The sequence below is a fragment of the Candidatus Tisiphia endosymbiont of Nemotelus nigrinus genome (assembly GCF_964026475.1).
Classification (GTDB): domain Bacteria; phylum Pseudomonadota; class Alphaproteobacteria; order Rickettsiales; family Rickettsiaceae; genus Tisiphia.
Map to the genome: position 1 here is coordinate 779,640 of NZ_OZ032151.1, position 26,965 is coordinate 806,604.

At 33.2% G+C, this 26,965-nt stretch carries 24 protein-coding genes, 1 rRNA gene and 1 pseudogene; 18 read left to right on the forward strand and 8 right to left on the reverse strand.

The genetic code is table 11. From position 1 onward, the window contains the following. Positions 1–85: 85 nt before the first annotated feature. Together AAGD39_RS03645 and AAGD39_RS03650 are read left to right on the forward strand one after the other, a co-directional pair. A pseudogene (locus AAGD39_RS03645) lies at positions 86–1,136 on the forward strand (IS110 family transposase). A gap of 530 nt (positions 1,137–1,666) precedes the next feature. Continuing rightward, the gene (locus AAGD39_RS03650) at positions 1,667–3,646 is read left to right on the forward strand and encodes a Sca4 family protein (RefSeq protein ID WP_341756073.1); all 1,980 of its coding nucleotides are present in this window, start codon (positions 1,667–1,669) and stop codon (positions 3,644–3,646) included. 235 nt (positions 3,647–3,881) lie between these two features. Here the strand turns inward: AAGD39_RS03650 and AAGD39_RS03655 are convergent, their stop codons facing one another. Together AAGD39_RS03655 and AAGD39_RS03660 are read right to left on the reverse strand one after the other, a co-directional pair. Beyond that, on the reverse strand, positions 3,882–4,751 hold the full coding sequence (locus tag AAGD39_RS03655; protein ID WP_341756074.1) for a bifunctional 5,10-methylenetetrahydrofolate dehydrogenase/5,10-methenyltetrahydrofolate cyclohydrolase: 870 nt from the start codon (positions 4,749–4,751) through the stop codon (positions 3,882–3,884). A 383-nt stretch (positions 4,752–5,134) separates the two neighbouring features. Then, on the reverse strand, positions 5,135–6,136 hold the full coding sequence (locus tag AAGD39_RS03660; protein ID WP_341756075.1) for an NAD(P)/FAD-dependent oxidoreductase: 1,002 nt from the start codon (positions 6,134–6,136) through the stop codon (positions 5,135–5,137). A 115-nt stretch (positions 6,137–6,251) separates the two neighbouring features. Here AAGD39_RS03660 and AAGD39_RS03665 point away from each other — a divergent pair, with 115 nt between their 5' ends. The 3 genes from AAGD39_RS03665 (at position 6,252) to AAGD39_RS03675 (ending at position 9,473) form a co-directional block, all read left to right on the forward strand. After that, positions 6,252–6,512, forward strand: a complete 261-nt coding sequence (locus tag AAGD39_RS03665; protein ID WP_341756076.1) for a monovalent cation/H+ antiporter complex subunit F — start codon at positions 6,252–6,254, stop codon at positions 6,510–6,512. After that, on the forward strand, positions 6,512–7,759 hold the full coding sequence (locus AAGD39_RS03670; protein WP_341756077.1) for an FAD-dependent monooxygenase: 1,248 nt from the start codon (positions 6,512–6,514) through the stop codon (positions 7,757–7,759). The genes AAGD39_RS03665 and AAGD39_RS03670 overlap by 1 nt, the downstream gene beginning before the upstream one ends. Before the next feature lie 206 nt (positions 7,760–7,965). Continuing rightward, positions 7,966–9,473: ribosomal RNA gene (locus AAGD39_RS03675) — 16S ribosomal RNA — on the forward strand. Positions 9,474–10,100: 627 nt separating this feature from the next. Here AAGD39_RS03675 and AAGD39_RS03680 read toward each other — a convergent pair. Both AAGD39_RS03680 and fabD read right to left on the reverse strand, forming a co-directional pair. Then, complete coding sequence (locus AAGD39_RS03680; protein WP_341756078.1) at positions 10,101–10,571, reverse strand: hypothetical protein; 471 nt, start codon at positions 10,569–10,571, stop codon at positions 10,101–10,103. Positions 10,572–10,686: 115 nt separating this feature from the next. Next, the gene (fabD, locus tag AAGD39_RS03685; protein ID WP_341756079.1) at positions 10,687–11,616 is read right to left on the reverse strand and encodes an ACP S-malonyltransferase; all 930 of its coding nucleotides are present in this window, start codon (positions 11,614–11,616) and stop codon (positions 10,687–10,689) included. A 42-nt stretch (positions 11,617–11,658) separates the two neighbouring features. Between fabD and AAGD39_RS03690 the strand changes: the two genes are divergently transcribed. The 8 genes from AAGD39_RS03690 (at position 11,659) to lptB (ending at position 19,398) form a co-directional block, all read left to right on the forward strand. Further along, complete coding sequence (locus AAGD39_RS03690) at positions 11,659–13,614, forward strand: lytic transglycosylase domain-containing protein (protein WP_341756080.1); 1,956 nt, start codon at positions 11,659–11,661, stop codon at positions 13,612–13,614. A 263-nt stretch (positions 13,615–13,877) separates the two neighbouring features. After that, on the forward strand, positions 13,878–14,141 hold the full coding sequence (locus AAGD39_RS03695) for a cupredoxin domain-containing protein (RefSeq protein WP_375359838.1): 264 nt from the start codon (positions 13,878–13,880) through the stop codon (positions 14,139–14,141). A 17-nt stretch (positions 14,142–14,158) separates the two neighbouring features. Further along, a complete protein-coding gene (locus AAGD39_RS03700) occupies positions 14,159–14,974 on the forward strand; it encodes an FTR1 family protein (protein ID WP_341756082.1) in 816 nt (271 codons plus the stop codon). A 23-nt stretch (positions 14,975–14,997) separates the two neighbouring features. Beyond that, positions 14,998–15,549 carry a septation protein A gene (locus AAGD39_RS03705; RefSeq protein WP_341756083.1) on the forward strand — a complete coding sequence of 184 codons (552 nt, stop codon included), beginning with the start codon at positions 14,998–15,000 and terminating at the stop codon, positions 15,547–15,549. Positions 15,550–16,572: 1,023 nt separating this feature from the next. Further along, positions 16,573–17,523: an SIS domain-containing protein gene (locus tag AAGD39_RS03710; RefSeq protein ID WP_341756084.1), complete on the forward strand. Its 951-nt coding sequence runs from the start codon at positions 16,573–16,575 to the stop codon at positions 17,521–17,523. Then, positions 17,523–18,191 (forward strand): LPS export ABC transporter periplasmic protein LptC, encoded by a 669-nt coding sequence (gene lptC / locus AAGD39_RS03715; protein WP_341756085.1) that lies wholly within the window; start codon positions 17,523–17,525, stop codon positions 18,189–18,191. Before AAGD39_RS03710 ends, lptC begins: the two co-directional genes overlap by 1 nt. An 82-nt stretch (positions 18,192–18,273) precedes the next feature. Further along, positions 18,274–18,645 (forward strand): LptA/OstA family protein, encoded by a 372-nt coding sequence (locus AAGD39_RS03720; RefSeq protein ID WP_341756086.1) that lies wholly within the window; start codon positions 18,274–18,276, stop codon positions 18,643–18,645. Between the two features lie 30 nt (positions 18,646–18,675). Next, on the forward strand, positions 18,676–19,398 hold the full coding sequence (gene lptB, locus AAGD39_RS03725) for an LPS export ABC transporter ATP-binding protein (RefSeq protein WP_341757223.1): 723 nt from the start codon (positions 18,676–18,678) through the stop codon (positions 19,396–19,398). 521 nt (positions 19,399–19,919) lie between these two features. Here the strand turns inward: lptB and AAGD39_RS03730 are convergent. Continuing rightward, entirely contained in the window at positions 19,920–20,870 is a 951-nt protein-coding gene (locus AAGD39_RS03730; protein ID WP_341756087.1) for an IS481 family transposase, read from the reverse strand. Between the two features lie 135 nt (positions 20,871–21,005). Here AAGD39_RS03730 and AAGD39_RS03735 point away from each other — a divergent pair, with 135 nt between their 5' ends. From AAGD39_RS03735 to AAGD39_RS03745, 3 genes are all read left to right on the forward strand, one after another. Further along, positions 21,006–21,326, forward strand: coding sequence for a hypothetical protein (locus AAGD39_RS03735; protein ID WP_341756088.1), 321 nt, complete (start codon positions 21,006–21,008; stop codon positions 21,324–21,326). A gap of 229 nt (positions 21,327–21,555) precedes the next feature. After that, a complete protein-coding gene (locus AAGD39_RS03740; protein WP_341756089.1) occupies positions 21,556–21,840 on the forward strand; it encodes a nucleotidyltransferase domain-containing protein in 285 nt (94 codons plus the stop codon). A 26-nt stretch (positions 21,841–21,866) separates the two neighbouring features. After that, positions 21,867–22,442: a HEPN domain-containing protein gene (locus AAGD39_RS03745; protein ID WP_341751180.1), complete on the forward strand. Its 576-nt coding sequence runs from the start codon at positions 21,867–21,869 to the stop codon at positions 22,440–22,442. An 80-nt stretch (positions 22,443–22,522) separates the two neighbouring features. Here AAGD39_RS03745 and AAGD39_RS03750 read toward each other — a convergent pair whose 3' ends face one another. Both AAGD39_RS03750 and AAGD39_RS03755 read right to left on the reverse strand, forming a co-directional pair. Then, on the reverse strand, positions 22,523–22,783 hold the full coding sequence (locus AAGD39_RS03750; protein WP_341755541.1) for a type II toxin-antitoxin system RelE/ParE family toxin: 261 nt from the start codon (positions 22,781–22,783) through the stop codon (positions 22,523–22,525). After that, positions 22,784–22,999, reverse strand: coding sequence for a hypothetical protein (locus tag AAGD39_RS03755; protein ID WP_341751182.1), 216 nt, complete (start codon positions 22,997–22,999; stop codon positions 22,784–22,786). It abuts the gene before it with no gap. 480 nt (positions 23,000–23,479) lie between these two features. On the opposite strand from AAGD39_RS03755, the gene AAGD39_RS03760 reads away from it, so the two are divergent. Further along, positions 23,480–24,526: a recombinase family protein gene (locus tag AAGD39_RS03760; RefSeq protein ID WP_341756090.1), complete on the forward strand. Its 1,047-nt coding sequence runs from the start codon at positions 23,480–23,482 to the stop codon at positions 24,524–24,526. A gap of 10 nt (positions 24,527–24,536) precedes the next feature. After that, positions 24,537–25,055: a hypothetical protein gene (locus AAGD39_RS03765; protein WP_341756091.1), complete on the forward strand. Its 519-nt coding sequence runs from the start codon at positions 24,537–24,539 to the stop codon at positions 25,053–25,055. Here AAGD39_RS03765 and AAGD39_RS03770 read toward each other — a convergent pair. Beyond that, complete coding sequence (locus AAGD39_RS03770) at positions 25,052–26,872, reverse strand: AAA family ATPase (RefSeq protein ID WP_341756092.1); 1,821 nt, start codon at positions 26,870–26,872, stop codon at positions 25,052–25,054. The genes AAGD39_RS03765 and AAGD39_RS03770 overlap by 4 nt on opposite strands. Positions 26,873–26,965: the final 93 nt, after the last annotated feature.

A 26,965-nucleotide genomic window follows, 5' to 3' on the forward strand; every position in this document is an offset into this window, starting at 1 on the left:
CTACCCTATATACAGAATGAATAGCAGTTGTTATTCTTCTAGATTTAATGTTTAATGTATTAAAACAACAATAGGGAGTCCTAAAATGGAATATAACATAATAGGAATAGATTTAGCAAAAAATATTTTTCATTTGCATGCAGTAAATAAATATGGAAAAAATATTTTTAAGAAAAAATTAACAAGAGAAAAGTTTTTAGATTTTATGGCTAACCAACCAAAATCATTAGTGGGAATGGAAGCATGTGGAGGTTCTAATCATTGGGTTAGAGAGATAACAAAATTTGGTCATGATGTCAAGTTGATGGCACCACAATTTGTTAAACCATATGTTAAAAGCAACAAAAATGATTTTAAAGATGCAGAAGCAATATGCGAAGCGGTAGGTCGTCCTACGATGAGATTTGTGCCAATAAAATCGGTAGAGCAACAGGATGTGTTGTCTATCCACCGGGTTCGAGAAAGATTGGTAAAAAATCGTACAGCATTGGCAAATGAGATTAGGGGTTTATTGCATGAATTTGGCGTAACTATACGCAAGAGGAGTAAATAAAATAATTAGCCATGTAAATACAGCTATGGACGGCAATAAACTGAGTAATAAGAGTAAAGAAACATTTGGTTTATTACTGGAAGAATTTAGAGATAATAATAAGAGAATTATAGATTTAGAAAAACGATTAAATCAGATTGCTAAAAATAATGAGAACCATGCTAAATTAATGGCAATACCAGGGTTAGGTTTAATAACTGCAACGGCATTAACAGCCTCAATTGGCAATGCAGCAAATTTTGAAAATGGTAGACAATTATCAGCATGGCTTGGTTTAGTGCCAAAACAGCACTCAACTGGTGGGAAAGAAAGATTGCTAGGAATTAGTAAAAGAGGCGATGTATATTTACGTAATTTATTAATCCATGGCGCCCGGTCTGTTTTTACCGTTAGGGTATTAAGAACTAAGAAACTGGATAAAGTAACAGATGATAAGAGCAAATTCACTGATTGGATGCTTAAACTACAAGAGAGACGAGGTTATAATACTAGTGTAGTGGCGGTGGCAAATAAATTAGCAAGAGTAGTATTTGCGGTACTGAGAAATGATCAGCCATATAGTGAAACAAAAGTATGTTACTAAAAGTTTAATATTAATTATTTTTATAAAGGTGGCTGATTTTTTAAAAATTTAAAAAAATAAGGTTTAAATTTTAAAAAATCAGCGGTTGGAATAAAATAATTAAAGTAAGGAATTCCTACCAGGAATATGCGAGAGATGATAATATTGATGGTGAATAAGACAAACCTTAGCTTACGAAAAAACTGTTTTACTCATAGGCTCAAATGAAGTCGTTAAGGTGATAATGTTAAAGTTCGTAAGTTAGCGAATTCCATCAGGGCTATGGCACTTTATTGAGCCTTAAGTCGAATACATGACTGCATTTGCTTTTTTTCTGTCAAGTATTATTTTTTTTTCTTGCATTTTTGGGTAGTTCCATACATGAGTAACTAACAAAAAACATTAGTAGGCATGGAAGAATGTGGTGGTTTCAATCATTAGGCTAAAAAATAGTAAATTTTGTTCACACCTAAAATAAAACAAATTAGTTGCTTTAAGGCAAAATATTATCTAGCATCAAATACTAGTTATCATTTAAGAATGAGGGGGGAATGAGTAAAGACAGAAATTCTAGAGAATATTTTGAGTATTATGAAGATTTTAAAGATAAGATAAAGGGAGTTAGGGATGCATTAAAGGGTGCTGGAACAGTATATCTAGATGAAACAGCTCAATCTTTACTTGAAATCGTAAAGGGAACTTTAAAAGACAGTGCAGTCAGTTTTGATGCTAAAAAAAATATATTAGAGGGATTTGCTGAAATAATTAGAAATAATACAGAAGAACAAAACGAGTTGCCAGAATCTGACAAAATAGAAGTGCAATCGGAAGTGTTTGATAAATTTGCTGAAAAATTGGCAGAATCTATACAGAATGGAACAATTTCTGAAAATTGGCAGAAATATGTGGAGCAGTTGCAGGAAATCGTTACTGCTACCAAACCTCAAGAACGTACTCAGGACATCTTTTGCTTACCAGATGAGGAAAAAACACCTATAGAATTAGATAATTCTTCGATTGATATTCCTTCTTTTTCTGTTGATGATCTTAATGTTGATCCTATAACCCAAGCAATTAGAACCCAGATATTGACCAAGCAGAGAGAGATAATAGCGGAAGCTTTGGTAACTAATAATATAGCAAAACCAGAAGAACTTGATGATTTAAATAAGTTTCGTACATACTTTGAAAATGAACAAAATAAAGAAAAAGTCAGTGAATTTCTAAAAAAAGATGAAAATTTAAAACATACTTTAGAACAAGTTGAAATTTCTGGCTATAAAAGCGTTCATACGCAGTTTGCTGGTAGATTCAGTACTATGGAATGGCAGGATGGAGTTGCGCAAAATGCTGGTGGTATTAAACAACAGATCGTACGAGATGCAAATGGTCGTGAGATTGCTACATTAATAGAGACAACACACCAGATAAATCCTCCTCATACAGTACAAAAAAGTGATGGTACTAACGTAACAATTCGCAATTATAGAACGATAGATTTTCCGATAACGCTTGAGAATAAGAATGGTCCGATGCATTTATCATTAGCTGTCAAGGATCAGAATGGTAGGAATATTGCGGCAAGTAATGCTGTATACTTTACTGCTCACTATGATGATAATGGTAAACTTGTCGAGGTCAGCTCACCACATCCAGTTAAGTTTACTGGAAATAGCCCTGATGCAATTGGTTATATAGAACATGGTGGACAAATCTATACCTTACCAGTAACGCAAGCAAAATATAAAGCAATGATGCAAGAAGTTGCCAAAAACCTAGAGCACGGCGTGGATATTTCACCATCTATCGAGTCTGCCGAAGCACCTGATTTTACCGTAACTTCTAGACAGAAGATTGAAGAACAACAGTCGCATAAAGTACAAGAGACTATGATGCCTACTAATATCAAAAGGGAAGAAGTAGCATCAAAGGTTGATATTCCCGCATATCCTAAAGAACAGCAAGTTATTAGAGAGGAGAGGATAGAGTCTGTAGCTAAATCTCAAACTATGTCAAGAAACAGTGACTTTAGTCCAGTAGTAGTAGATCAAGTTGAAAACATTAAAGCCAATTTATTAAAATTACGACAGCCAAGTATTCCAGCTCGAAAGAATGATGAGGATATTGCAAAATTAGCAGGAATTTTGTCTAAAAATTTGTTAGGAAAAGATACTGAAGAACAAAAAAATCATATTGATAAAGAATTAAAAAATTTATCAACCCCTCAACAAATAAAGCTATTGCAGGAATTAGCAAAGACTATAGCAGAGAAAAGAGGAGAAGAACTTAAGAGAATTGATGTGGGAGAACGAAAAGCAGATGTAGATCCGGTTAGATTAATAACAGAAAATAGGGAAGTAGGTAAAGACGGATTAGCAAAAATAGGACAGAAGCAACGAAGAGCAGAACATGCTAATATTAAAGATGATGTAAAGTTACAAGCACTTATACATGATAAAATTAATGCAATATCCAAGAAAACAACTGTTGTTCCTAAGATTAAAAGTGCAGGAAGTTTTCAAAGTATGTAAATGTAATAATGATGGATTAATATATTATACCCTAAATTTTTTATTTTGTAGTGAAAGTGTAATTCAATATAATGTACCAATTTAAGGAAAAAAGCTGTTCTCTAATCTGTCATTGTGAGTAGACACTTTAGTGGCGCCGAAGCAATCCAAAAGGCCAGAAGTGAAGTTCTTCGTCAACCTACGGTCTTTCTAGCAATGACATAGAGGTTATCTAGAACATTGGCGGGTTAGCTTACTATAGGAGTATATTTTGTCTTGCTGCTTTAACTGTGTTCTTGAGTAAAAAAGCAACAGTCATTGGTCCAACACCGCCAGGAACAGGTGATATATATCGTACTTTATCTACAACATTTGGGAAATCAACGTCTCCTACCATCTTGTCACTATGGCTAAGTTTACTAATACCAACGTCAAGCACTATAGATTGAGAGTTAAAATATTCTTCGGTTAAGGTCAAAGGGGAGCCGATAGCTGATATTACTATGTCAGCACGGGAAGTTATAGAATTTAAGTTTTGAGTTTTTGAGTGACATATCGTCACAGTACAATCTTCTCTCACTAGTAAAGCTGCTAATGGTTTTCCTACAATATTAGAACGTCCTATAACTACAGCATTTTTGCCAGCTAAATTTTTCTCAACGTGTTTAAGTAATTCAATGCAGCCAAGGGCCGTACAGGGTATAAGGCCATTGCCTGAGTTACTATGTAGGTATCCAACATTTATAGGGTGAAAACCATCAACATCTTTGCTAGGGTCAATAGCAGATAAGATCAAATTTTTATTGATATGTTGGGGTAAGGGAAGCTGTACTATGATCCCAGAGATATTCGAGTCATTATTGAGTATATTGATTTCATTCAGTATATGGTCAATTTGAATTTCATTAGATAAATTTATTTGCAAAGCATTCATACCAATTTTTGTAGCGGCTTTTAGTTTATTTCTTACATATATACTACTAGCTGGATTATCACCCACTAGTATAATAGCAAGAGTTGGTATCAACTGATATTGCTCTTTGAGCAAGTTGATTTCTATCTTTAGTTTAGATAATATTTGTTCTGCAAAATATTTACCGTTGATTATATTGCCGTATTCTTTCACTATTTATTCGCTCCCTATTTGTACAGGGTAGTTTAAAAATTTTAGGAAAAACAATTGGTGTCATTGCGAGGAGGCGTAAGACGCACAACTGTCGAAAGTTAGAAGGGGGGGGGGTTAAATAGGGTAACGTCATTGCGAGAAGACCGAAAGTCGACGAAGCAATCCATTAAAATGATTAAATTTGGATTGCTTCGTCGTAGCAATGCTACTCCTCGCAATGACATTTCCTCGCCTAAAACAGCTTCCTCTTCTAACTTCCAACAATTGTGGCGCAAGACGACGAAGCAATCCATTTTTGGTAATTTTTTGGATTGCTTCGTCGCCGCTAAAGCGGCTTCTCGCAATGACGTAGGTTGTTTTTCTACGACTTTTAAATTACCCTACTATTTATGTATTCCTTTGGTAGTGGAATATTCGAAATGTAAGGCTTTACCTTCAAATACCCTGCTATAGGCATGATGTAAACTACTTGCTGCTTCTGCAAAACCAGTAAGAATTAATTTTAATTTTGCTGGATAGCTAGCAATATCACCAATTGCATAAATGCCTGGGATATTAGTTTCGAAATGACCTGACTCGACAATTATATGATTCGTTTTAACATTCAATCCCCAATTTTTTATCGGACCAAGTTCTTGGCTAAGTCCAAAAAATGGCAATAATATATTTGCCGGTAAGGTGCGAATGTTCCCTTCGAAATCTTTTACTCCAACTGCTTCTAGGATGCCATCTTTTCCTGCTAAATGCTCTAATTGATAATTAACTACCAACTCAATTTTGCCATTATCTGCTAATTCTTTCAGTTGTCTTATAGTTTTAGGAGCTGCCCGAAATTTCTCACGTCGATGTACTAGATATATTTTTTTAGCAATTTCACAGAGTGATATTGCCCAGTCTACCGCTGAATCTCCGCCACCAGCTATAACAATTTCTTTGTTGGCTAAATTATTGCGGTTGTTGATAAAATAAAATACTGATTTCCCTTCAAATGCTTCTATACCAACTAGTGGAGGTCTGTTAGGTCCAAAAGAGCCACAGCCAGCAGCTATAATAATAGCTTTAGCAGTTATTGTGACGTTTTTAGAAGTGGTAATTTGAAAATGCTCCTCTTCTCTTTTCAATTGGATAGCTTGCTGTTCGAGATGATAAACCGGATCAAACGGTTTAGCCTGCAATGCCAATTGTGCTACCAGCTCTTCTGCCATAATTTTAGGGTAGGCTGGTATGTCATATATCGGTTTTTCTGGATAAAGTATGCTACATTGCCCGCCTATTATTGCTTGCGAGTCAACAACATGGCAACGCATACCAAGCATTCCAGCTTGAAAAATTGCAAATAACCCAACTGGACCTGCTCCAATTATTATGATATCAGTGTCGTGCATAAAATAAATTTTTATAAATAAAAAAATCGTAAAACTCTTAGTGATACCAGGATATTATGCTAGAATGGATAAATAATCAACTAGGTTGTAAACATTTCTCTTGAAAATTAGGTCTATGATAAATTTTTATTTAGTCATCAATATTTTATTCGTTGCTTTAATGATTTATTTATTGCTTAAAAATATAAATATTTTTGTTAAACTATTAGTGTTGAATAGTTTAACTAGTATAATGACTTTATTCATTTGTTTTCTTGGATCATTTCAAATGAATAATTGTTATTTAGATATTGCTCTAATTTATTTTTTGTTAAGTTTTATAGCAAGTGGAGCATATTTAAAGTATTTTATCGGTCAGTCTAATAATGGGATGTGATGAAAAAAGAAATAGTAATATTAGGTTGTGGTTTAAGTGGCATGCTTACGGCGTTATCGTTTGCCGAGAAGAATATTAAAACTACTATCCTTGAGTATCAATCAATAAATTCTAGTAGCTTTTGTGCTGATATTAGGGCTATTGCCCTAACTCCTGCTTCTTCGCGATTCCTAGAAACGATTAATGTGTGGTCTGAGATTAAGCAAGTAGCTAGCAAAATGTTGGAAATTTATGTTGTTGATAACAAGGCGTCAGAAATGTTGCATTTATACTCAAAGCAGAAGAGTATATACTCAAAGCAGAAGAGTATATACTCAAAGCAGAAGAGTATATACTCAAATGATTTGAGTATACCAAATATCAAAGGCAATGATGCATTAGGTTACATAGTAAAAAACAGTGAATTTAAGCAGATATTACTAGAAAATGTTAAAAAGAACTCATTGATTAACATAATTGATCAGTGTGATTATAAAAAGATTGATAGTAAAGCTGATCGTTCGATCATATATTTGGATAATAATAAGACTATAAATAGTGACTTATTGATTGTTTGTGATGGGCATAATTCTAAAGCACGTCAATATTATTTTTTTAATAAAATAGAGAAAGCATATAACCAAACTGCCTTGACGTTTAATATTAGGCATGAGAAAAATCATGAAAATTGTGCTATTGAACATTTTATGCCATCAGGTCCTTTTGCCATTTTACCTCTTAAGGATCAAAAAACCTCATCTATAGTATGGACTGTCAGTCAAGAGCAAGCTGCATTATTGATGAGTTTACCTAGCGAAGAATTTGAATATTTGGTAGGTAGAAATTGTGGAAATTCTTTAGGCTCTATAGCGGTGGATAGTGATATTAGTTCTTTTCCTCTGAAAGCTCGAATAGCTAGTAAATATTTTCATAATAAAATAGTAGTCGTGGCAGATAGTGCGAAGGTAATTCATCCATTAGCTGGTCAAGCCTTGAATCAGGGCATCAAAGATATTGAGACTTTAACTGGATTAGTGGCTAGTAGTGGTATAAATTCAGCGATGCTAGAGAAATATCAAAAATTAAGGAAAAATGATAATTTTAATATGTATATGATTACTGAGGGATTAAATAGTATTTTTTCAAATCACTCAAAACCCTTATGGTATCTAAGGCGTTTAGGACTTAAAGCTATTGATAATATACAGCCTATTAAGAATTTGTTAGTAGAGTATGCCATGGGTCAAAGGTTTAATCTGAAAAATTAGAAGGTTATGCAAAAAAAGTTCAAAATACCAGTTGACAGGATGGTAGATTTTGCATATAATTACTCCTACGAAAAGATGAACACTAATTGTTCGTAGCTGTTTTTAAAAGTAAATAATCAGATATAGGTAGTGACAGCAAAATGTACTTATCACTAAAAGTGGTAAATTAAACCTGTCAATTTTTTGAATAAAAAGTAGACAGAATCAAACTTGAGAGTTTGATCCTGGCTCAGAACGAACGCTTTCGGTATGCTTAACACATGCAAGTTGAACGAATTAATTTTAGGGCTTGCCCTAAAGTCATTAATTAGTAGCAAACGGGTGAGTAACACGTGGGAATCTACCCATCAGTACGGAATAACATTTAGAAATAAATGCTAATACCGTATATTCTCTTCGGAGGAAAGATTTATCGCTGATGGATGAGCCCGCGTCAGATTAGGTAGTTGGTAGGGTAATGGCCTACCAAGCCAACGATCTGTAGCTGGTCTGAGAGGATGATCAGCCACACTGGGACTGAGACACGGCCCAGACTCCTACGGGAGGCAGCAGTGGGGAATATTGGACAATGGGCGAAAGCCTGATCCAGCAATACCGAGTGGGTGACGAAGGCCTTAGGGTTGTAAAGCCCTTTTCAGCAGGGAAGATAATGACGGTACCTGACCAAGAAAGCCCCGGCTAACTCCGTGCCAGCAGCCGCGGTAAGACGGAGGGGGCTAGCGTTGTTCGGAATTACTGGGCGTAAAGAGTGCGTAGGCGGTTTAGTAAGTTGGAAGTGAAAGCCCGAGGCTTAACCTCGGAACTGCTTTCAAAACTACTAATCTAGAGTGTAGTAGGGGATGATGGAATTCCTAGTGTAGAGGTGAAATTCTTAGATATTAGGAGGAACACCGGTGGCGAAGGCGGTCATCTAGGCTACAACTGACGCTGATGCACGAAAGCGTGGGGAGCAAACAGGATTAGATACCCTGGTAGTCCACGCCGTAAACGATGAGTGCTAGATATCGGGAGAAATTCTTTCGGTTTCGTAGCTAACGCATTAAGCACTCCGCCTGGGGAGTACGGTCGCAAGATTAAAACTCAAAGGAATTGACGGGGGCTCGCACAAGCGGTGGAGCATGCGGTTTAATTCGATGTTACGCGAAAAACCTTACCAACCCTTGACATGGTGGTCGCGGGAAGCAGAGATGCATCCCTTCAGTTCGGCTGGACCACACACAGGTGTTGCATGGCTGTCGTCAGCTCGTGTCGTGAGATGTTGGGTTAAGTCCCGCAACGAGCGCAACCCTCATTCTTATTTGCCAGCGGGTAATGCCGGGAACTATAAGGAAACTGCCGGTGATAAGCCGGAGGAAGGTGGGGACGATGTCAAGTCATCATGGCCCTTATGGGTTGGGCTACACGCGTGCTACAATGGTATCCACAGAGGGAAGCAATACGGTGACGTGGAGCAAATCCCTAAAAGATATCTCAGTTCGGATTGTTCTCTGCAACTCGAGAACATGAAGTTGGAATCGCTAGTAATCGCGGATCAGCATGCCGCGGTGAATACGTTCTCGGGCCTTGTACACACTGCCCGTCACGCCATGGGAGTTGGTTTTACCTGAAGGTGGTGAGCTAACGTAAGAGGCAGCCAACCACGGTAAAATTAGCGACTGGGGTGAAGTCGTAACAAGGTAGCCGTAGGGGAACCTGCGGCTGGATTACCTCCTTTAAAGACTTAACATAGCAAATATTACTTTTGTAATATTTGCCTAAGTTCGACTTTCGCTGTCACTACCTTTAACTGATTGTTTATTAAGCTTTTAAAAACAGCTATTTCTTTAATTTTTCCTTTGTACATTTATACTCTTTCCGTCAGTGCGCCAAGCAAAGTTCGTAAGTAACAGCTAGTGAGAATCCAGTCTACGTAAAGAATAGCCAACAGCGTAGAACCAAAATTTATAGTAGATAGTCTCCCCGTCAGAAGTCTAGAGATATAAGTATCTAAGGCACTTTATTGAGCCTTAAGTCGAATACATGACTGCATTTGCTTTTTTTCTGTCAAGTATTATTTTTTTCTTGCATTTTTGGGTAGTTCCATACATGACGGTTAGAGAATTTACTCAATCTACAACTGTAGTACTAATCTTGTAGATTTAAAATTATGAATGTTAAATTATTGATTATGCATAATTTAAGGTTGTAATATGTTGTAGTTTTTAACTTTCAACAGTTGTGACGTTAAGATGACGAAGCAATTTTTAATCACTTTTATCGCTTAGTTGCTACTATAAGTAGCTCATCGCTAATAGACACAAAATGCTAGTTTGGTTAGCTATACTGCTGTTCAATTTTTTGACTACTTAATTTTGTTTGTATAACTATAATAATATATTGCTTTAAAAATCATGATTCCCAATACCCAACTTGAAATTATTAATTCTATTATTTTATATTTTGTGGCTAGCTCTGGCTTTACAGCTTGCATATACCCAAAAAAATATTTGATTGAAAAGATGATGATTATCAATAGGAATGGTTGCCATGAGCCTGGAATAATTATTTTATTATTATTAATTTGTATAGGAGGTTTATCAAAAAATTGCCAATTAACAATAATCGAGATAATCAGTACTATAAAAAATAACACTAAGTCTTTTACATTAGAATACTCCTTTATAGAAAATAACAAGAACACGACAGGAGAAATAAATAATCTTAGTGGGAATACAACTCTTTGCTTAGTTGCTTTAACTCCTATAAAAACTAAGTAACCAAATAATAAGTATACATATAATGGTGTAGCCTTTAAAAAATATAAGACTTGCATGTTTGTTCCTTATAAATTCAAATGGTTAACATAATATAGCTAACCCTATTAGGTTCTTGCTATTGTTATAAGTTCCTAAATATTAATCGGATTAGCTATAACACTATTATCCTAGTTATACAATTTTTAAAAATTCCTCTAACTCTACAATAGTAGAAACATTAATCAAATTAAATTTATGATCCGTTTTTTTCAGCATATTCGTTAGAACCTTACCCGCACCGATTTCAACTATTTGTTCTATTTTTAGATGTTCTAATTTATCCAAGGTTTGACGCCACCTCACTCTACCACAAATTTGTGAGATTAAGTTTTGTTTTATTTCTATAGGATTAGTTGTTGGCTTAGCTGTAACATTTTGTATTACCGGAACAAACGGTTTGTTGATTGTTATTTTATCTAAAGCCTTTGCCATTTCATCTTCTGCCGGCTTCATCAAACCACAATGAAAAGGAGAGCTTACATTCAATTTAATAGCTTTATACCCTAAATCTTTCACAATAGACATTACCCGCTGCACCGCTATAATCTCCCCGCTAATTACTACCTGCCCCTCTATATTATCGTTAGCTATATCAAAGTTATCAACCTCTTTAACGATCTCTTCAAGCTTCCCTAGAGGAATGCCTATACATGCCGCCATTAAACCTTTGCCTAACGGATATGCTTCTTGCATGGACTTACTACGTACTGTTAGCAATTCGGTAGTCACTTGTATATCTATACTTTCCGCTGTACATAATGCACTATATTCTCCTAAAGAATGACCGGCAACATATGAACACAGATTACTAATATTTTTATTTGTTTGTTGTTTAATGACGTTCACTATTGCCATAGATATGGTCATTAATGCTGGTTGGGCATTAGTTGTCAGAGTCAAATCTTCACTTGGTCCATCAAAGATAATCTGACTTAATTTTCTGCCAAGAGTATCATCAACAATTTCAAAAGTCTCTCTTGCTACTTGAAAATTATCATAAAACTCTTTTCCCATACCAACTATTTGCGATCCTTGACCAGGGAAGACAAATGCTCTATTCATAATAACACCTTAATAATAATTATAATTTATACACTGCCGATTATGAGAATTCAGACAACACTGTCAATAGTTTTAATAATTCTAGAGCTATTAATATCAGAGTCAATAGCATACTCAAATGATTTGAGTACATTTGACTATGTTAAAGAAACTTTTATCCATCTAAACAACAAAGAATGGCAAGATTGTCAGAAGATGGCAAAAGCCTCAAAAGATCCAGCTTTAATCAAAATTGTTCTGTCTCAACAGTTCCTAGACCAAGATTATAAGAAAAATAGCTTTGCATCGGTAATAAAATTCATACAAGACAATCCCCACTGGCCACAGGTCAATAGACTAAAGGAGAAGGCTGAGCAATATTTAAATTATGACACAGACAAAACTTTAATCGTTAATTGGTTTAGTAAAAACGAGCCAATTACTGCTTTAGGCTATAAGTTCTACGCTTTAGCTAGTAAAAAATTAATAAAAGATCAACAAAAATTAGCGAAGATTATAAGAAATGGTTGGATTTATGGAGCCTTTACTGAACAAGAAGAAAAAGAGTATTTGATTAATTTCAAAAATATATTACGTGAAGAAGATCATGTGAAAAAGATTGATCAATATTTATGGGCAGCGGATATTAATAGTGCCAAAAAATATATGCATTATGTGGGTAAAGGCTATAAACAAAATTTCCTTGCCCAAATTTCTATACTAAACCAGTCTAGTAACGGTGAAAAACTTTTTCAAAAACTACCAGAAAAATATTATACCCCGGCTTTATTATTTCACTATTTGGATTCCAAGAAAAAAGAAAAGCTAACTAGCAAGAGTATTGCTCTATTTAAAAAAGTAAAGCTAGATGGTATACATTCTGCTCATTGGGGTCGTTTACAATCTTATTATGCACGAGAATTTATTGAACAAAAAGATTTTGCCAACAGCTATAAAATAATTACTATACCTCTTGCTGTTAACCATGGACATATAAGAGAAGCCGAATGGCTTAGTGGTTGGCTTGCCCTCAGGTTCTTATATAAACCTGACCTTGCTTTAAGTCATTTTAATAAATTTATGAAAGTTGCAACAAAGCCATTAAGTATATCAAGGGGACAATATTGGCTAGCTAGGACGTATCAAGCTAAGGGGGATATGAAACAAGCGAATAAATTTTATAATATGGCTGCTAAATATTCTGATCGTTTTTATGGGCAGTTGGCAAATATTGAACTTAACAAGAATCACTTAATTCTACCACAAAAACCAAAGTCCGTTAAGCCTAATATGGGAAATAGTGAGATTGTTAGAGCAATAAAATATCTAATTAAATATGGTAAGTATGGTTTAGCTTTCTCCTATGCTGACTCTGCTATTAGCAAATCATCAGAACCGTCTGAAATTTTATTAATTACCGACCTAATTAGTAGTTATGACAATATTTTTCATACGGTGGAAATAGCACGAATCGCTTGTCAATATCATGTTTTTATTAAAGATTATGCTTTCCCTATTATACATAGGAAGGCAGTAAAAACCGTTCCTATAGAGGGAGCTTTAACATATAGTATTATAAGGCATGAATCGGGTTTTAATCAATACGCAATTAATGACGCTAAAGGTCATGGGCTGATGCAACTTGAAAAGGCAGCCGCCTATGATACTGCAAAATCTCTTAATCATCAATGTCATATCAAAAAACTAACCTCTGATCCTGAATATAATATTATGTTAGGTAGTAATTATTTAAAAAAACTGCTACAGCAATTTGAGGGATCATATATTCTAACTATTGCAGCTTATAACGCTGGTCCCAATACGATACCAAGGTGGATTGATCTATTTGGTGATCCACGAAAACTAAAAAATTTATGGCAAATAATTGATTGGATGGAGCTAATACCATATCCTCTAACTAGGAATTATGTGCAACGTGTTTTGGAAAATATACAAGTTTACAGGACTATTCTTAATAAAAATAATAATTTAAAGTTAAAACAAGATCTTTTAACTTAGTGGAAATACAATTATATTGTATAATCTAGGGAGGGTGCTTATGAAATTATCAAAAAACAAGAAACAAAAAAACTATACACTATTATATATACTTGTGGTTATGGTGCTATTAGTGTATTTTGTAACTTTGATAAAGCTTTCGAGTTAAAATTATGGAAAGAAAAACTATCATTGGACTTTTTATAGGTGTTGTTCTCTTATCAGGGATAATAATTTTTGTAATGCATAATAAAGTTGCCTCTAAAGATAATGTAGATAATTCTATGTTAGAAATTGTAACGGTTATAAAAAACCATAGGTTTGAGCCTGATATAATTACAGTGCCTAGTGGTAAGAAAATTCGTTTTATTATCCACAACCAAGACAGTACCGTAGAGGAGTTTGAAAGTCATGATCTGCACCGCGAGAAGATCATTATGCCAAATGACTCTATAAGCATAATACTTGCCCCTTTAGCCCCTGGTAAATATGATTTCTTCGGAGATTTTCACCAAGAAACGGCTCAAGGGTCTCTCATTGTTAATTAGATTTATTTACGGTTTAAATGTTTAAAATAGCCTTAGTAGTATTTAGAGAATGCCTAGAAATAGCTTTGTTGCTTGGTGTAATACTTGCTGTAACAAAACAATTAGAAAAATCTAGAATTTATATAATTGCTGGAGTTATGCTTGGTACAGTATCTGCTGCATTATTTGCTTTCTTCACTCGCATTATATCCATATCATTTAGTGGTATGGGTGATGAGATATTTAATTCTGGGGTTATTTTATTAACAGTCGTGTTAATTGGTTGGACCATAGTATGGATGCAAGGTTATGGTATTAAGATAAAGCGACATCTTAATGATTTATCTATAAAAATTAGTAGTGGTGATAGTAGTTATGTAATGTTAGTATTGATTGTTGCGGCAACTATTCTTCGAGAAGGAATGGAAATTATTTTATTAGTTTATAGTATTTCCTCAGTTGAAATAATTGATGCTAATAGTTATCTACTAGGATTAATTATTGGCATGGTCAGCGGTCTAACACTTGGTATCGTTATATATTTAGGTTTTATAAAATTAGCTAACCAACAATATATATTTCGTATATCTTCAATTTTATTAATGTTTATTGCTAGTGGTTTTGCAGCAGAAGCGGCTGGGATATTAACCTCTTCTGGAATTGTTACTATCCTACCAAACCAGCTTTGGGATAGCTCATGGCTAGTTTCGGATAAAAGTATCTATGGTGAATTCTTACATATGATTACTGGATATATTGCTAAACCCAATGGATTACAAGTTGTTTTTTATATTTGTACTCTAGGTTTAATTAATATCTTCATACAAATAAAAATCAGATGCACAAAAAACTAGTAACGGAAAAATAAACCTAATTTATGCTTAACTTTTTATCAGAAATTGCTCCGCTTATAGCCTTTTTTGTCGGCTATTTTTATGGTGGTAGCATGCAAAGTGCGACGTTATATATACTCATTACTTCAATTATTTGTGTTAGTCTGTGTTATTTTATAGAAGGCAAGGTTTCAAGATCATCATTAATATCTTCCGGAGTTTTATTAGTATCAGCTAGTATAGTTTTGATCAGTGGTAACTCTATGTATATCAAGATAAAACCGACTATTCTATATTTAATTTTTTGTGTTGCATTTTTTATCAGTGCATTAAGAAATAAGGCATTCATGAAATATATGTTCAATCATTTTGTCCAACTTGAAGATAAGAGTTGGAATATTTTAAGCTATAGAACTGCAGCTTTTCTCTTATTCATGGCAGTATTAAATGAAATAATATGGCGTAATTTTGCAGAATCTACATGGGTTATATTTAAAATATTTGGAGCAATACCTATAATGTTCGTCTTCCTATTACTACAAATACCTTTTATCTTAAAGAACAAATTACCAGATTCAACAGATGACATAAGCTGAACTCCAAAAGTCATTACAAAGAGTTACTTGTATACTCAAATGATTTGAAGAATTGGATTTGAAAATGAGGGGCGAGCACACGCAGCGTACTATAGTACGTGAGTATGCGAGTCCATGATATTTTCAAAAAACAATTCTTTAAAGCAGAAGAGTATATCTAGGGGGTGGATGAGATTTGGTAACAGAGCATAAAAGATGATTTTGCTTCTATAAACCAAATTCTAAGACGCAATTCTCACATCTTTTAATTACAATTCTTAATATAAAATATACTAAAAGAGAGTTGTTGCTAAGTCTCAGCCAACCCCTTGAACAGATACGTTAGAAGAAGGGGCTTTAAGTAGGGTAATGTCATTGCGAGGAAGACCGTAGGTCGACGAAGCAATTCAAAAAATGATCAAAAACGGATATTTTTAACTTACAATTGCTTCGTAGGCTTACGCCTTCTCGCAATAACAGAAAATTATAACAATATCAAGAACTTATTAATGTTAGTACTACCCTGGATATTGCATGATAGATAATAAACCAATTGTTCTAGCCCTTGTCTCATGAGGGATACGGGCTAAAATATATAAAACTCTAAATATACAATTTGTATTTTTGTACAATTCTTCCAAACCCCTTATATTACAAGGGGTTCATAGGTAAATCTTGATACCTTCATGCAATATCCGGGCTAATATGTTAAGTGCTATGACAGTTTTATATTTTGCTAATTTTTACATTAAAGTGACATTAATTCCCTTTGCAAATCCACAATTTTATACTAGTATCTATATAAATTATAGTAGCTATATTATAGCTACTCCGACTAGCATTTGTCCTAACGAAAAGATGTCACCCCTAACTGCGACGGGTATCTAAAATAGTACTCAAAGTATAGATTCCTGCCTTCGCAGGAATGACATCCTTTTTGTTGAAACAAATGACTAAGTGTTAATCGGGCTAACTATAAATAATAAATGCAGGAATAATGATATTAAGATTGTGGCAATGACCTTAATGTTGAAGAGTATGAAAATGTACTACCATCGTGACGTTGCTAAAAGAGTTATATTAAAAGAATCTACAGCACTAATTGAATTATCTAATAATATTCCCAATAGCTTTAATAATGTAGTAGATCATATAATTAATTGCAAAGGCAGAATTATTTTAACTGGTATAGGAAAAAGTGGTTATATAGCTCATAAGATAGCAGCAAGTTTTGCTTCTACTGGTACAGCTGCTTTTTATATGCACCCAGCTGAGGCTAGCCATGGTGATCTTGGGATGGTAACTGAAAGCGACTTAGTTTTCATGTTATCTAATTCAGGAGAGACCAAAGAATTATTTGATATAATGAAATATTGTAAGCGATTTTCTATAAAGATAGTTGCCATGACTATGAATGCTAATTCTACTATAGCAATCAATAGTGATTTCTTATTATTAATACCAAGAATTAATGAAGCATCTTATATTGCCGCTCCAACAACTTCTGCAATAATGATGTTATCTCTTGGAGATGCACTTACTACTTCTGTACATGAAGCTCGAGGTTTTTCTGAAGATGATTTTCGGTTATATCATCCTGGAGGAAAGATTGGAGCTAATCTTATCAAGGTGGAAAGTTTAATGAGGGTAAAAGATCAGTTGCCTTTAGTATATGCCGATACTTCATTTACTGATACTATATTGGTTATGAATCAAAAAAGCCTTGGATGTGCGATGGTGGTAGATAAAGATTCATCTTTGGTTGGCATTATAACAGATGGAGATTTGCGTAGACATATTAATGATAGAATAAATATGAAATATGCACGTGATGTAATGACTGCTAATCCACAACAAATTTCTTCCTCGAAATTAGCCGGGGAGGCTTTAGGGATAATGAATAATAAATCAATTACTAGCATACCGGTAACTGAAAATAATATAGTTATTGGCATTGTTCACATCCATGACTTACTTCGGGCAGGAATTAGTTAATGAATGTCCATGATAATGTTGGTGATATTATGGTCAAAATTCCCTTCATCGATAAGAGTAGTGGTGCTATCATTTCATCTTATAGACGTTCAATTAGTTTATCAAAAGTCTTATCTTTTTTAGGGATAATATTAACCTTATATTTAATTTATGTAAATTTTAATCCAATCAATAGTAATAATTTAGAATTAACTGAAAAGCATAGCAACCATAACCATTTTAATCCAAATGATAAAACAGATTATGAAATAAAAATTTTAAATTCAACTTTTAAGGGTTTAAATAAAAACTTAAATCCTTATCAAATTCAGGCTATACAAGCGGTTAGGACTTTAGATAATAAATATGCCCTAGAAAAAATTAACGCTACATATAAAATAAGTGACAATAAGGTATTAGTGATCAATGCAAAAAATGCTATATTAAATGAGAATAGTCATATGTTAGAATTAAGAGATGATGTTCAGTTTTTTTTAGAAGAAAGCATATTAAAAGTCCAGGAAGCCAAACTAAATCTACTAAATAAAGAGACATTTGGTAAGGTAGGTGTGGTATGGTCTTATAAAAATTGTGAGATTACTTCTAATAAATTTAGTTCCACAAATGACAATAATATTATCAATTTCAAAGGTAGTGTATCAACGATTATTGATGTATCAGATTTTTAGCATGACTTGCTATATGTTGCTTTTTCTAATCATGAATTCAGCAATAGCTTACGGAGAACGCCCATACTCAAAACATTCTAGTATGGATAAATTATATATTAATTCTGATAATTTAGTAATTGATCAAACTAAGCAGCAGGCTTGTTTTACGGGCGAGGTGATTTTATGGTTTGATGATATAATGGTAAAAACGACTGATTTAGAAATTTTTTACAAAATAGTTGATAATAAAAAAACTATTAATTACATATCCATACCATCAAGATTGACTGCTAAGAGGAATGATAGTCAGGAGATATTAATTGCTACTTCTGCAAAATATTTTGTGGAAAGAAAAGAGCTAGTTCTGCTTGGTGATGTAATAGTACAAAATAAGGAAGGTATTATAAGAACCGACAAGCTAGTATATTATACGGAACTCAATAATATAGGTTATAGCAAATCCAAGAATTAATTGGAACAAAGAAATATGTCGCATTTAATAATAGATAAATTACAAGTAAATAGTATTTCAAAATCTTACAATAAGAGAGTAATACTAAACGACGTATCTCTTCAATTAAAAACAGGAGAGATAGTTGGGCTTTTTGGTCCAAATGGTGCAGGAAAAACTACCTGTTTTAGTATTATTATAGGACTTACCAAAGCAGATAGTGGATCATTGTTTTATAATGATCATGATATTACTCATTTACCAATTTATTTAAGAGCTAGGTTTGGTTTTAGCTATCTTCCTCAAGAACCATCAATTTTTCGTGGACTATCTGTCGGCGATAATATTAGATTAATGCTAGAGATTTTAGAAAATGACCAAGAAATTATTGAACAAAAAACATTAGCTTTGCTTAAAGAATTTTCTATTTTTCATCTAAAAGACATGCTGGCAATAGGATTATCCGGTGGAGAAAGACGTAGGCTAGAAATTGCAAGAGCAATAGCATTAGACCCCAAATTTATTATGCTTGATGAACCACTTGCAGGTATAGATCCATTAGCGATTGAGGATCTTAAAAACTTGATTGTCCACTTACGCAACCGCAATATCGGCGTCTTAATTACTGATCACAACGTTAGAGATACTCTCAATATAGTTGACAGGGCGTACATTATTTACGAAGGAAAAGTCTTATTAGAAGGACCTCCACAAGAAATAGCCACAAGCTGTCAAGTAAAGGAAGTCTATTTAGGGCAATCTTTTTCTTTATAACTCATGTATGGATCTACCCAAAAATGCAAGGAAAAAATAATACTTGGCAGAAAAAAAGCAAATGCAGTCATGCATTAGACTTGAGATATAATAAAGTATGATTTAATAAAAATGGCGCACCTTAGACACTTATATCTTTAAATTATGATATAAGTAATTGTAAGAGGGTGACTTGATAGACACTGGACTGAAATAGTCGTAAACAGAATAAGTACCCTCTTACAATTACTTATATCATAATTTAAAGATATAAGTGTCTAGCTTTGGATCAATTTGAGTACTTTGTGGTGATTTTAAATATGATTTATTGGAATGTAAAAGCCCGAAGAAGCATATATAATTGATTTCTACTAGAATACAAAAGTTAAGGTTTTACTTTGGATAAAAAATAGTATGATTAGCAAAAATTTTACTAATATCTATTAGTGGATAATAAAACAGGTGTATAATGATATTATATTCCGTAGAAACTCGTAAAAACAATGACAGAAAAAAAGAATATTAATTATCAACCAAAGATGTTAGGTGTTTAGTCCCAGGGAGTGGAGGTTAGGGTTAATAATAAATTTATTTGGATCAGATGTCCATGTTTTTATGATAAATTCATAAGGAGTTAAACCTTTAAGAGCTTTAAGTCTTTTTGCGAAATTGTAGGCATTGATAAAATCATATAAATGTTGTTTAAGTTGCTGATGATTGTCATAATAAAAACGTTTAACAGTTGCCTCTTTAATAGTACGATTCATACGTTCTACCTGTCCATTAGTCCATGGATGATTAACTTTTGTTAGCCTGTGTTCAATATTGTATTCATAGCAAATACGATCAAAAATATGCATCCAAGCATTCTTATCTACTGTTCTGTTAGTAAATTGAATACCATTATCTGTCAAAATAGTATGAATTTTATAAGGTATAGCTTTAATTAAATTACGAAGAAATTGTGCTGTTTCTGTCTTGGTACATCTTGGTAAAAGTTCTACATACACAAACTTTGAAGTGCGATCAATAGCAACAAATAGATAGAGTTTACCTTCTTCTGTTTTGACTTCAGCAATATCTATATGGAAATAACCAATTGGATAAAGTTTAAACTTCTTCTTGGTTTTGTTATTTCCTTTTACTTCCGGTAACCTACTAACATTATGGCGTTGAAGAAGTCTATGTAAAGAAGATCTAGTAAGCTTGGGAATACTGACTTGTAAAGCATATAAGCAATCATCTAAAGATAATAAAGTGTGTTTACGAAATGCTATACACATAGCTTCTTCTTCAGAAGTTAATACTGTAGAAGATGGTTCTTTGGGACCCATACAAGTATCTTGTAATGTAGTTCGTTTCTTCCACTTAGCAACTGTTTTAGGATTAATAGAATATTTTCTTGCTAAAGTCTTTAAGCTCTCTTGACTATTTTGGATTGCGAAACGTATTGCCTCTGTCGTTTTGGCACAGCCGTGTAATATTTGTCCCATAATTCCTCTCTTGATGGTAATTCTTTATAATATACAACATTACACCCTGGGACTAAACACCTAGATGAATTTCTAGAAAATAATAAAACCATAAAGCAAATAAGTCTTAGAGGTAATGATATTGGTGATGAGGGAGTGGATATACTGGCAGGACTTCTAACAAATAATGAAATTATAAAGCAAGTGGATATCTGTAGCAATAACATTAGTGATAAAGGAGCAATCATACTAGCAAGACTTCTAAAGAATAATAACACTATAAAGAAAATATGTCTTAATAATAATATTACTGACAATGGAGCAATAACACTGGTGGGACTTCTAGAGTCTAATAATAAAATTACAAGCAAAATAATAATAGATTTCACAGATTTTGAAAATGCAAATATTAGTTATCAAGTACAAGAGCTGTTAATTGAGACTCTAGAAAGTCACAACAAAAAACTGGAGGTATAATTTTAAAAATATTTATCTTTTTTTAATAGTGAATATATTGATGTGGTTAAAAAGGTATCTATTACACCAAAAAAGATCATGTTTTGCTTGCAACAATATCACGGTACTCAAATAAAAGCCTAAATGTTATAGGGGAGATTTTTGTACATAGGTGAATTTGCAAAATTCTTTTTGCAATATCTATGCCAATTGTAGTAATCTGTATTATAGATAGCTGCATTACAAATATATGAAAACTGTTTTACCCGAACGCTCCGTGATAATTCAAGAAAGACTTGATAATATCGTCAAAGAAATTCTCGCTGTATCAAAGCACAAGATTGCGATGATTATTTTATTTGGCTCTTACGCTAGAGGAGATTGGGTACAAGATGAGTATAAAAAAGGTCACATTACCTATAGCTATCAAAGTGATCTCGATATTATGTTAGTCATGAAGAAAGGCAAACATGCCGGTCTTGCAGGGTTAGCAATAGAAGATAAAATAGAAAAAAGGTTGGAAAAAAATCATTAAGAAATCCTTTTGAGTTATGGGTAACTTTGGTACTAGAATCAATCAAGACGGTAAATAGCCAGTTAGAGAAGGGGCATTATTTCTTTTCTGATATTAAGAAAGAAGGAATACTCTTATATGATAGTGGCGAGTTTCAGCTGGCAGAAGCTAAAAATTTACCTTGGACAGAAAGAAGACAAATAGCTGAAAAAGATTATGAGTACTGGTTTACAAAAGGAGCAGAGTTTTTTTTAGAATGTGGATATCCTTTAGAAAGAGGTAATTATCCATTTTCAGCCTTTTTACTTCATCAAGCTACCGAAAGTTTTTATAATGCTATCCTGTTAGTTTTTTCCGGTTATAAACCGAAACTGCACGATATACGAAAACTAGGTAGTATAGCTGGAAATTACAATGAAGAACTATGGCAAATATTTCCTCATTCTAGTATTGAGCAAAGGCAATGTTTTAGATTACTTGAACAGGCTTATATTGAAGCTCGCTATAACAAAGATTATAAAATAACTAAAGAACAGCTACTTTACCTTATTGATAGAGTTAAAAAATTAAAAACAGTGACAGAAAAAATTTGCTTGGAAAGGATTAATAAAGAGGTAATTTAAGCTCCTTAATATAGACAAAGTAAGTCTATAAACGCAATGACCTATAAGTTTGAGGGTATTAGGGTATAGTAGTTTTGTTGTTATGAATTATTATAACAATCTTTGCGGTGTTGAATTACTAGTATATTAATTGTTGTATCTACTATTTGATAAATCACTCTATAATCACCAATTCTGAGGGAGCGGCAACCTTTGAAGCTATGTTTTAAAGGTTTACCAAATTTTATTGGATCAGATAATAGCTTTTTTTCAATGGTTATCTTTATTAAATATTTAACTGGTGTAGAAAGCTTAGGGATATCTTTATGTATAACTTGATCTGAATAGAGAAGATTATACATTTATTTCCAAACATCCGTATGACGAATCCATTCCTTAGTATTACCTATCCTTTCATCTGCTAATTTAGCTAATATTTTGTCCTCTTGAAGTTCTAGACTAGTTATAATAAGGTCTTTTGCTACTTTAGATAGGGATTCATTGTTGATTTTAGCAAGACCTGCAATTTCATCAAATATTTTCTCGTCTAAAGACACTAATAATCGTTTAGCTGCCATAAGATCACTACAATTTATTTGTTATGACTCAATTGTATCATATCTGATACAGAATATCAATAAAAGGGATCGATGTAAATAGTGGCATTCAGTTAAGTTTTTAACTTATCTATTTTAAAGCAACCCCATATAAATAAAAAAGCCCATATTTAGACTTAGAGCGTAATAATTTAAAAAACTGATTCCCCCCCCTACCATAAGAACACTAAAAAGCCGTGTAATAGCCTTAAAATAGATAAATAGGGGTATCTATGATAAACCACTTGATAAAGTTACTCTTGCTACGAGTTAAAACAATTATTTTTACAATAACTAAAAATTATTAATGCTAAAAAAATGTGGCACTTGGCTCTAATACTGAAGGAGATGGGGTAATTTAATAATAATTCAACTTGACTTGTGCGGTGCTTGATATATCTCTGCTCTTTGAGTAGATACTACTTTCTAATTAAAGCAAAATTTATTATCTAAGGAAAAAATATGCCAGACAAAGCAACAAAATCAATAATTTTAGTTCGTGTTTCAACAAGGGAGCAAGAAGAAGGGTATTCAATTGAAGCTCAAAAATATAGATTAGTAGAATATTGCCAACGTAAAAATCTTGAAGTTATCGAAACTTTTGAAATTATCGAATCTTCAAGCAGAGGTGATCGCAAACAATTTAAAGAGATGATCAAATTTGCTAAAAGCCATAGAGAAACAATTGCTATAGTTGCTGATAAAGTAGATCGAGTACAAAGAAGAATCTCAGAAATTTCATTACTAGAAGAACCAATAAAAGCTGGTAAGATAGAATTACATTTTAGAACAGAAGGTTACATAATAGATAAAGATTCTCAGTCTCATGCAAATCTAATGTGGGGAATGAACGTATTGATGGCACAATCTTACGTTGATAGTTTAAGTGATAACGTTAAAAGAAGCCTAGATCATAAATTGCGTAAAGGAGAGTGGATAGGACCAGCCCCTCTTGGTTACCTAAATAGTCGAGATGAAAGAGGAAACAGTATAGTAATTCTCGATCCTTTAAGAGGTTCTATCATAAAAAAACTCTTTGAAGAATATGCAACAGGAATGTATACTCTTAGGTCTATGGTAAACATGGCTAAAGAATTAGGCTTAAGAAGTAAAAAGAATTGTCACCTAAATAAAACTGTTATACATCGTTTAATACAACAACCATTTTATTACGGTGAGATGAGAGTAAAAGGAGAGATGTGGTCACATGGTTACCAGGCAATTATAACAAAAGAGACTTTTATGGCATGTAAAGATGTACGTTTAGGGTGGAAAAAGAAGCCGTTTAAATATGGTGGTAAGGATTTTCTTTTTAGAGGCTTAATAACCTGTGCAGTAACTGGCAAAGTTGTAACAGCTGAAACTCACAGCAAAACATATTCAGAGGGCAAAGTGGACGAATGGACTTATTTAGGTACATGGGATTCAAAGAATCCAAACAAAAAGATTTATGTAAGAGAAGATGAGGTTTTAAAGCAAGTAGAAGAGGTTTTTAAAAGAATAGGTTAAGGACCCAGAAGTGCTAAAAGAGACTCTAACATATCTAAAAAACACAAATGAGCTAAAAAAAGACGAGCATGGGCAAGCAACAGCTGCTTTAAAGAAAGAACATACAGAAAATGAAAATAAACTAAATTCATTAATTGATTTGCGACTCAATGGAGAACTTAGTACAGAAGAATTTCAAAGAAAAAAACAACAATTAAAAGATCGCCAATATGAAATTGCTCGTTTAATTAAAGTTTATGAGGAAGCAGATGATAAATTTACTGATACCGCTACAACGCTAATAACTCTAGCATCTGAAGCCTATGAAACTTTTAAAGGTTCTGAAATGCCCCAAAAACGCAAAATGATAAATTTCGTATTTCAGAACCTCAAACTGAGGGGCAAAAAACTTGAGACCTCTCTACGTTTCCCGTTCGATATTTTTGAAAAAACGACAACTTGTACCGAATGGCGGGGCGTAGTGGACAATTTCAGAACCACAATAGAGATAAAATTACTAGTTATCCAAACGCTTACAGTCTATTACTAAAGCTCTTTAACTTGGTATTGTAACTCCATATTCTTACCGCAAAAAGCCATCGAAAGTTTAATGATTTTTTTGACATGAGAATATTCTTTTATCTTAGTGTCATATTGCTTATCTATAATCTTTTTCAATCCCATTTGGGCTACCAAGGCTAAATCTTCTGTATTTTTGGCGATCTTGTACTCAATAATAATAGCCTTATCTTCTTTACCAATCTTGGGGATCATAATAATATCAGCTCGTCCACTGCCTGACTCTTGTTCACTGGTTATGATGTAGCTAGAAGATAACATGTTAACAAGTCCTAGCATAAAACCACTATAAAATAATTCAGATTTTTTATTTCCTGTTTGGTGAAAACTAGTAGCGTTTAATAACAATTCCTGAAGCCGTTCTTTAAATTCTTCTAACCGACAAGCAGGTAATAGAGTAGCAAAAGAATAATATAGTGAACTATCAATCTGTAACTTATTACTAACCCATTGTAATAATCTCGCATTATAGATATGTTTTACCTCTCTATTAGGGGCGGATAGTTCATAAACATTCTCTTCTAACTCAATGACCATTGGATTCAAGTAACCACTAAACAGTAATAGACTAAATAGTCCTGAGCGTGAATTAATATCATTGAAACTTATTTGTTTAGTAATCTGCGATATAATACTCTTACCACTAGCAAGTAGTTGTAAATCTTGTTGCATTTCATCTGACAATAATGCCTTATCAATTATTCCCGTACCCCCAATATCTAGCCAGTAATGATCAAGTTCCCCCTCGCGGGCAAGATATTGCATAATTGACCATGGGTTGTAGATGATCTCTCCACCAAAAGTATAACCATTATACCAATTTTGAATTTCTTCAGGATTAGTTTTGGTTGGGACTTTGGTTAACAGCTCATCAACTTCTGCTTGAGTGAAGCCATAAAACTTAGCAAATTTTTTATCAAGTAAGGTATATTCAGTAACATTATTCAAATCTGAGAATAAATTAGCCTTAGCAATCCTTAATATACCAGTTATTACTCCTTTTTCTACACAAGTATTACCTTTTAGGCTGCTGCCAAACATCCCTCTAAAAACCTTAAGAATTCGTTCAAATTCTTTTGCTTTGTGACCAAATTCTAAATATGCACTATTAATTGGTGTATCATATTCATCTATTAATATGTAAACTTTTTGTTTAAAATGCTTATATAAAATCTGACTTAAAAACTTTAAGCTGTTTTTTAAATAGCCTATATTAATATCACCACTTAGATAATTTCTTAGCTTTACTTTTTGTGGAATACTTAGAAATGTATTATCTCCTTGAAGATATTGTTCCAAATAATAGAATTTTTCAAATAATTCTATTATTTGATCTGTTATGCCATTAACAATTTCCTGATAATTACTTCCTTTTGCCTCTTTAAAATTTATGTATATTACTGGATATTTCCCTTGGCGTTTTATGCTACTGGTTATATTGGCAATTTTTAAAGGCTGTAATTCTTTGTTTTCATCAAAGCCTAAATCTACTACACCGCCAGTAAAGAGTTTATGGTTTACTCTCTTTTCTTGAGGTAAAGGCTTACCTCTCTCATCCACCTCTATTTCAAAGAACTTCTTGATCATATCCATGTTCAAGCTCTTTCCCCAACGTCTTGGTCGAGTTATAAGTACTACACTGCCACTATCTTCAATAATCTCTTTAACCAGTAAACTTTTATCAACAAAAATATCACTATTAAACAATAGACTTTTAAAATCATCGTCTCCGACTCTCATTTTAGGTATTACTATATTTTTAGATGTTAATTCGCTTTCTTTATTCATTATATTATTCCAAATAGTTTCATTCTATGAGATTTAGGATTTTCAACAATCTCTTGCTACTCAAGATCAAACAATATTAATTTAAGCTAATGG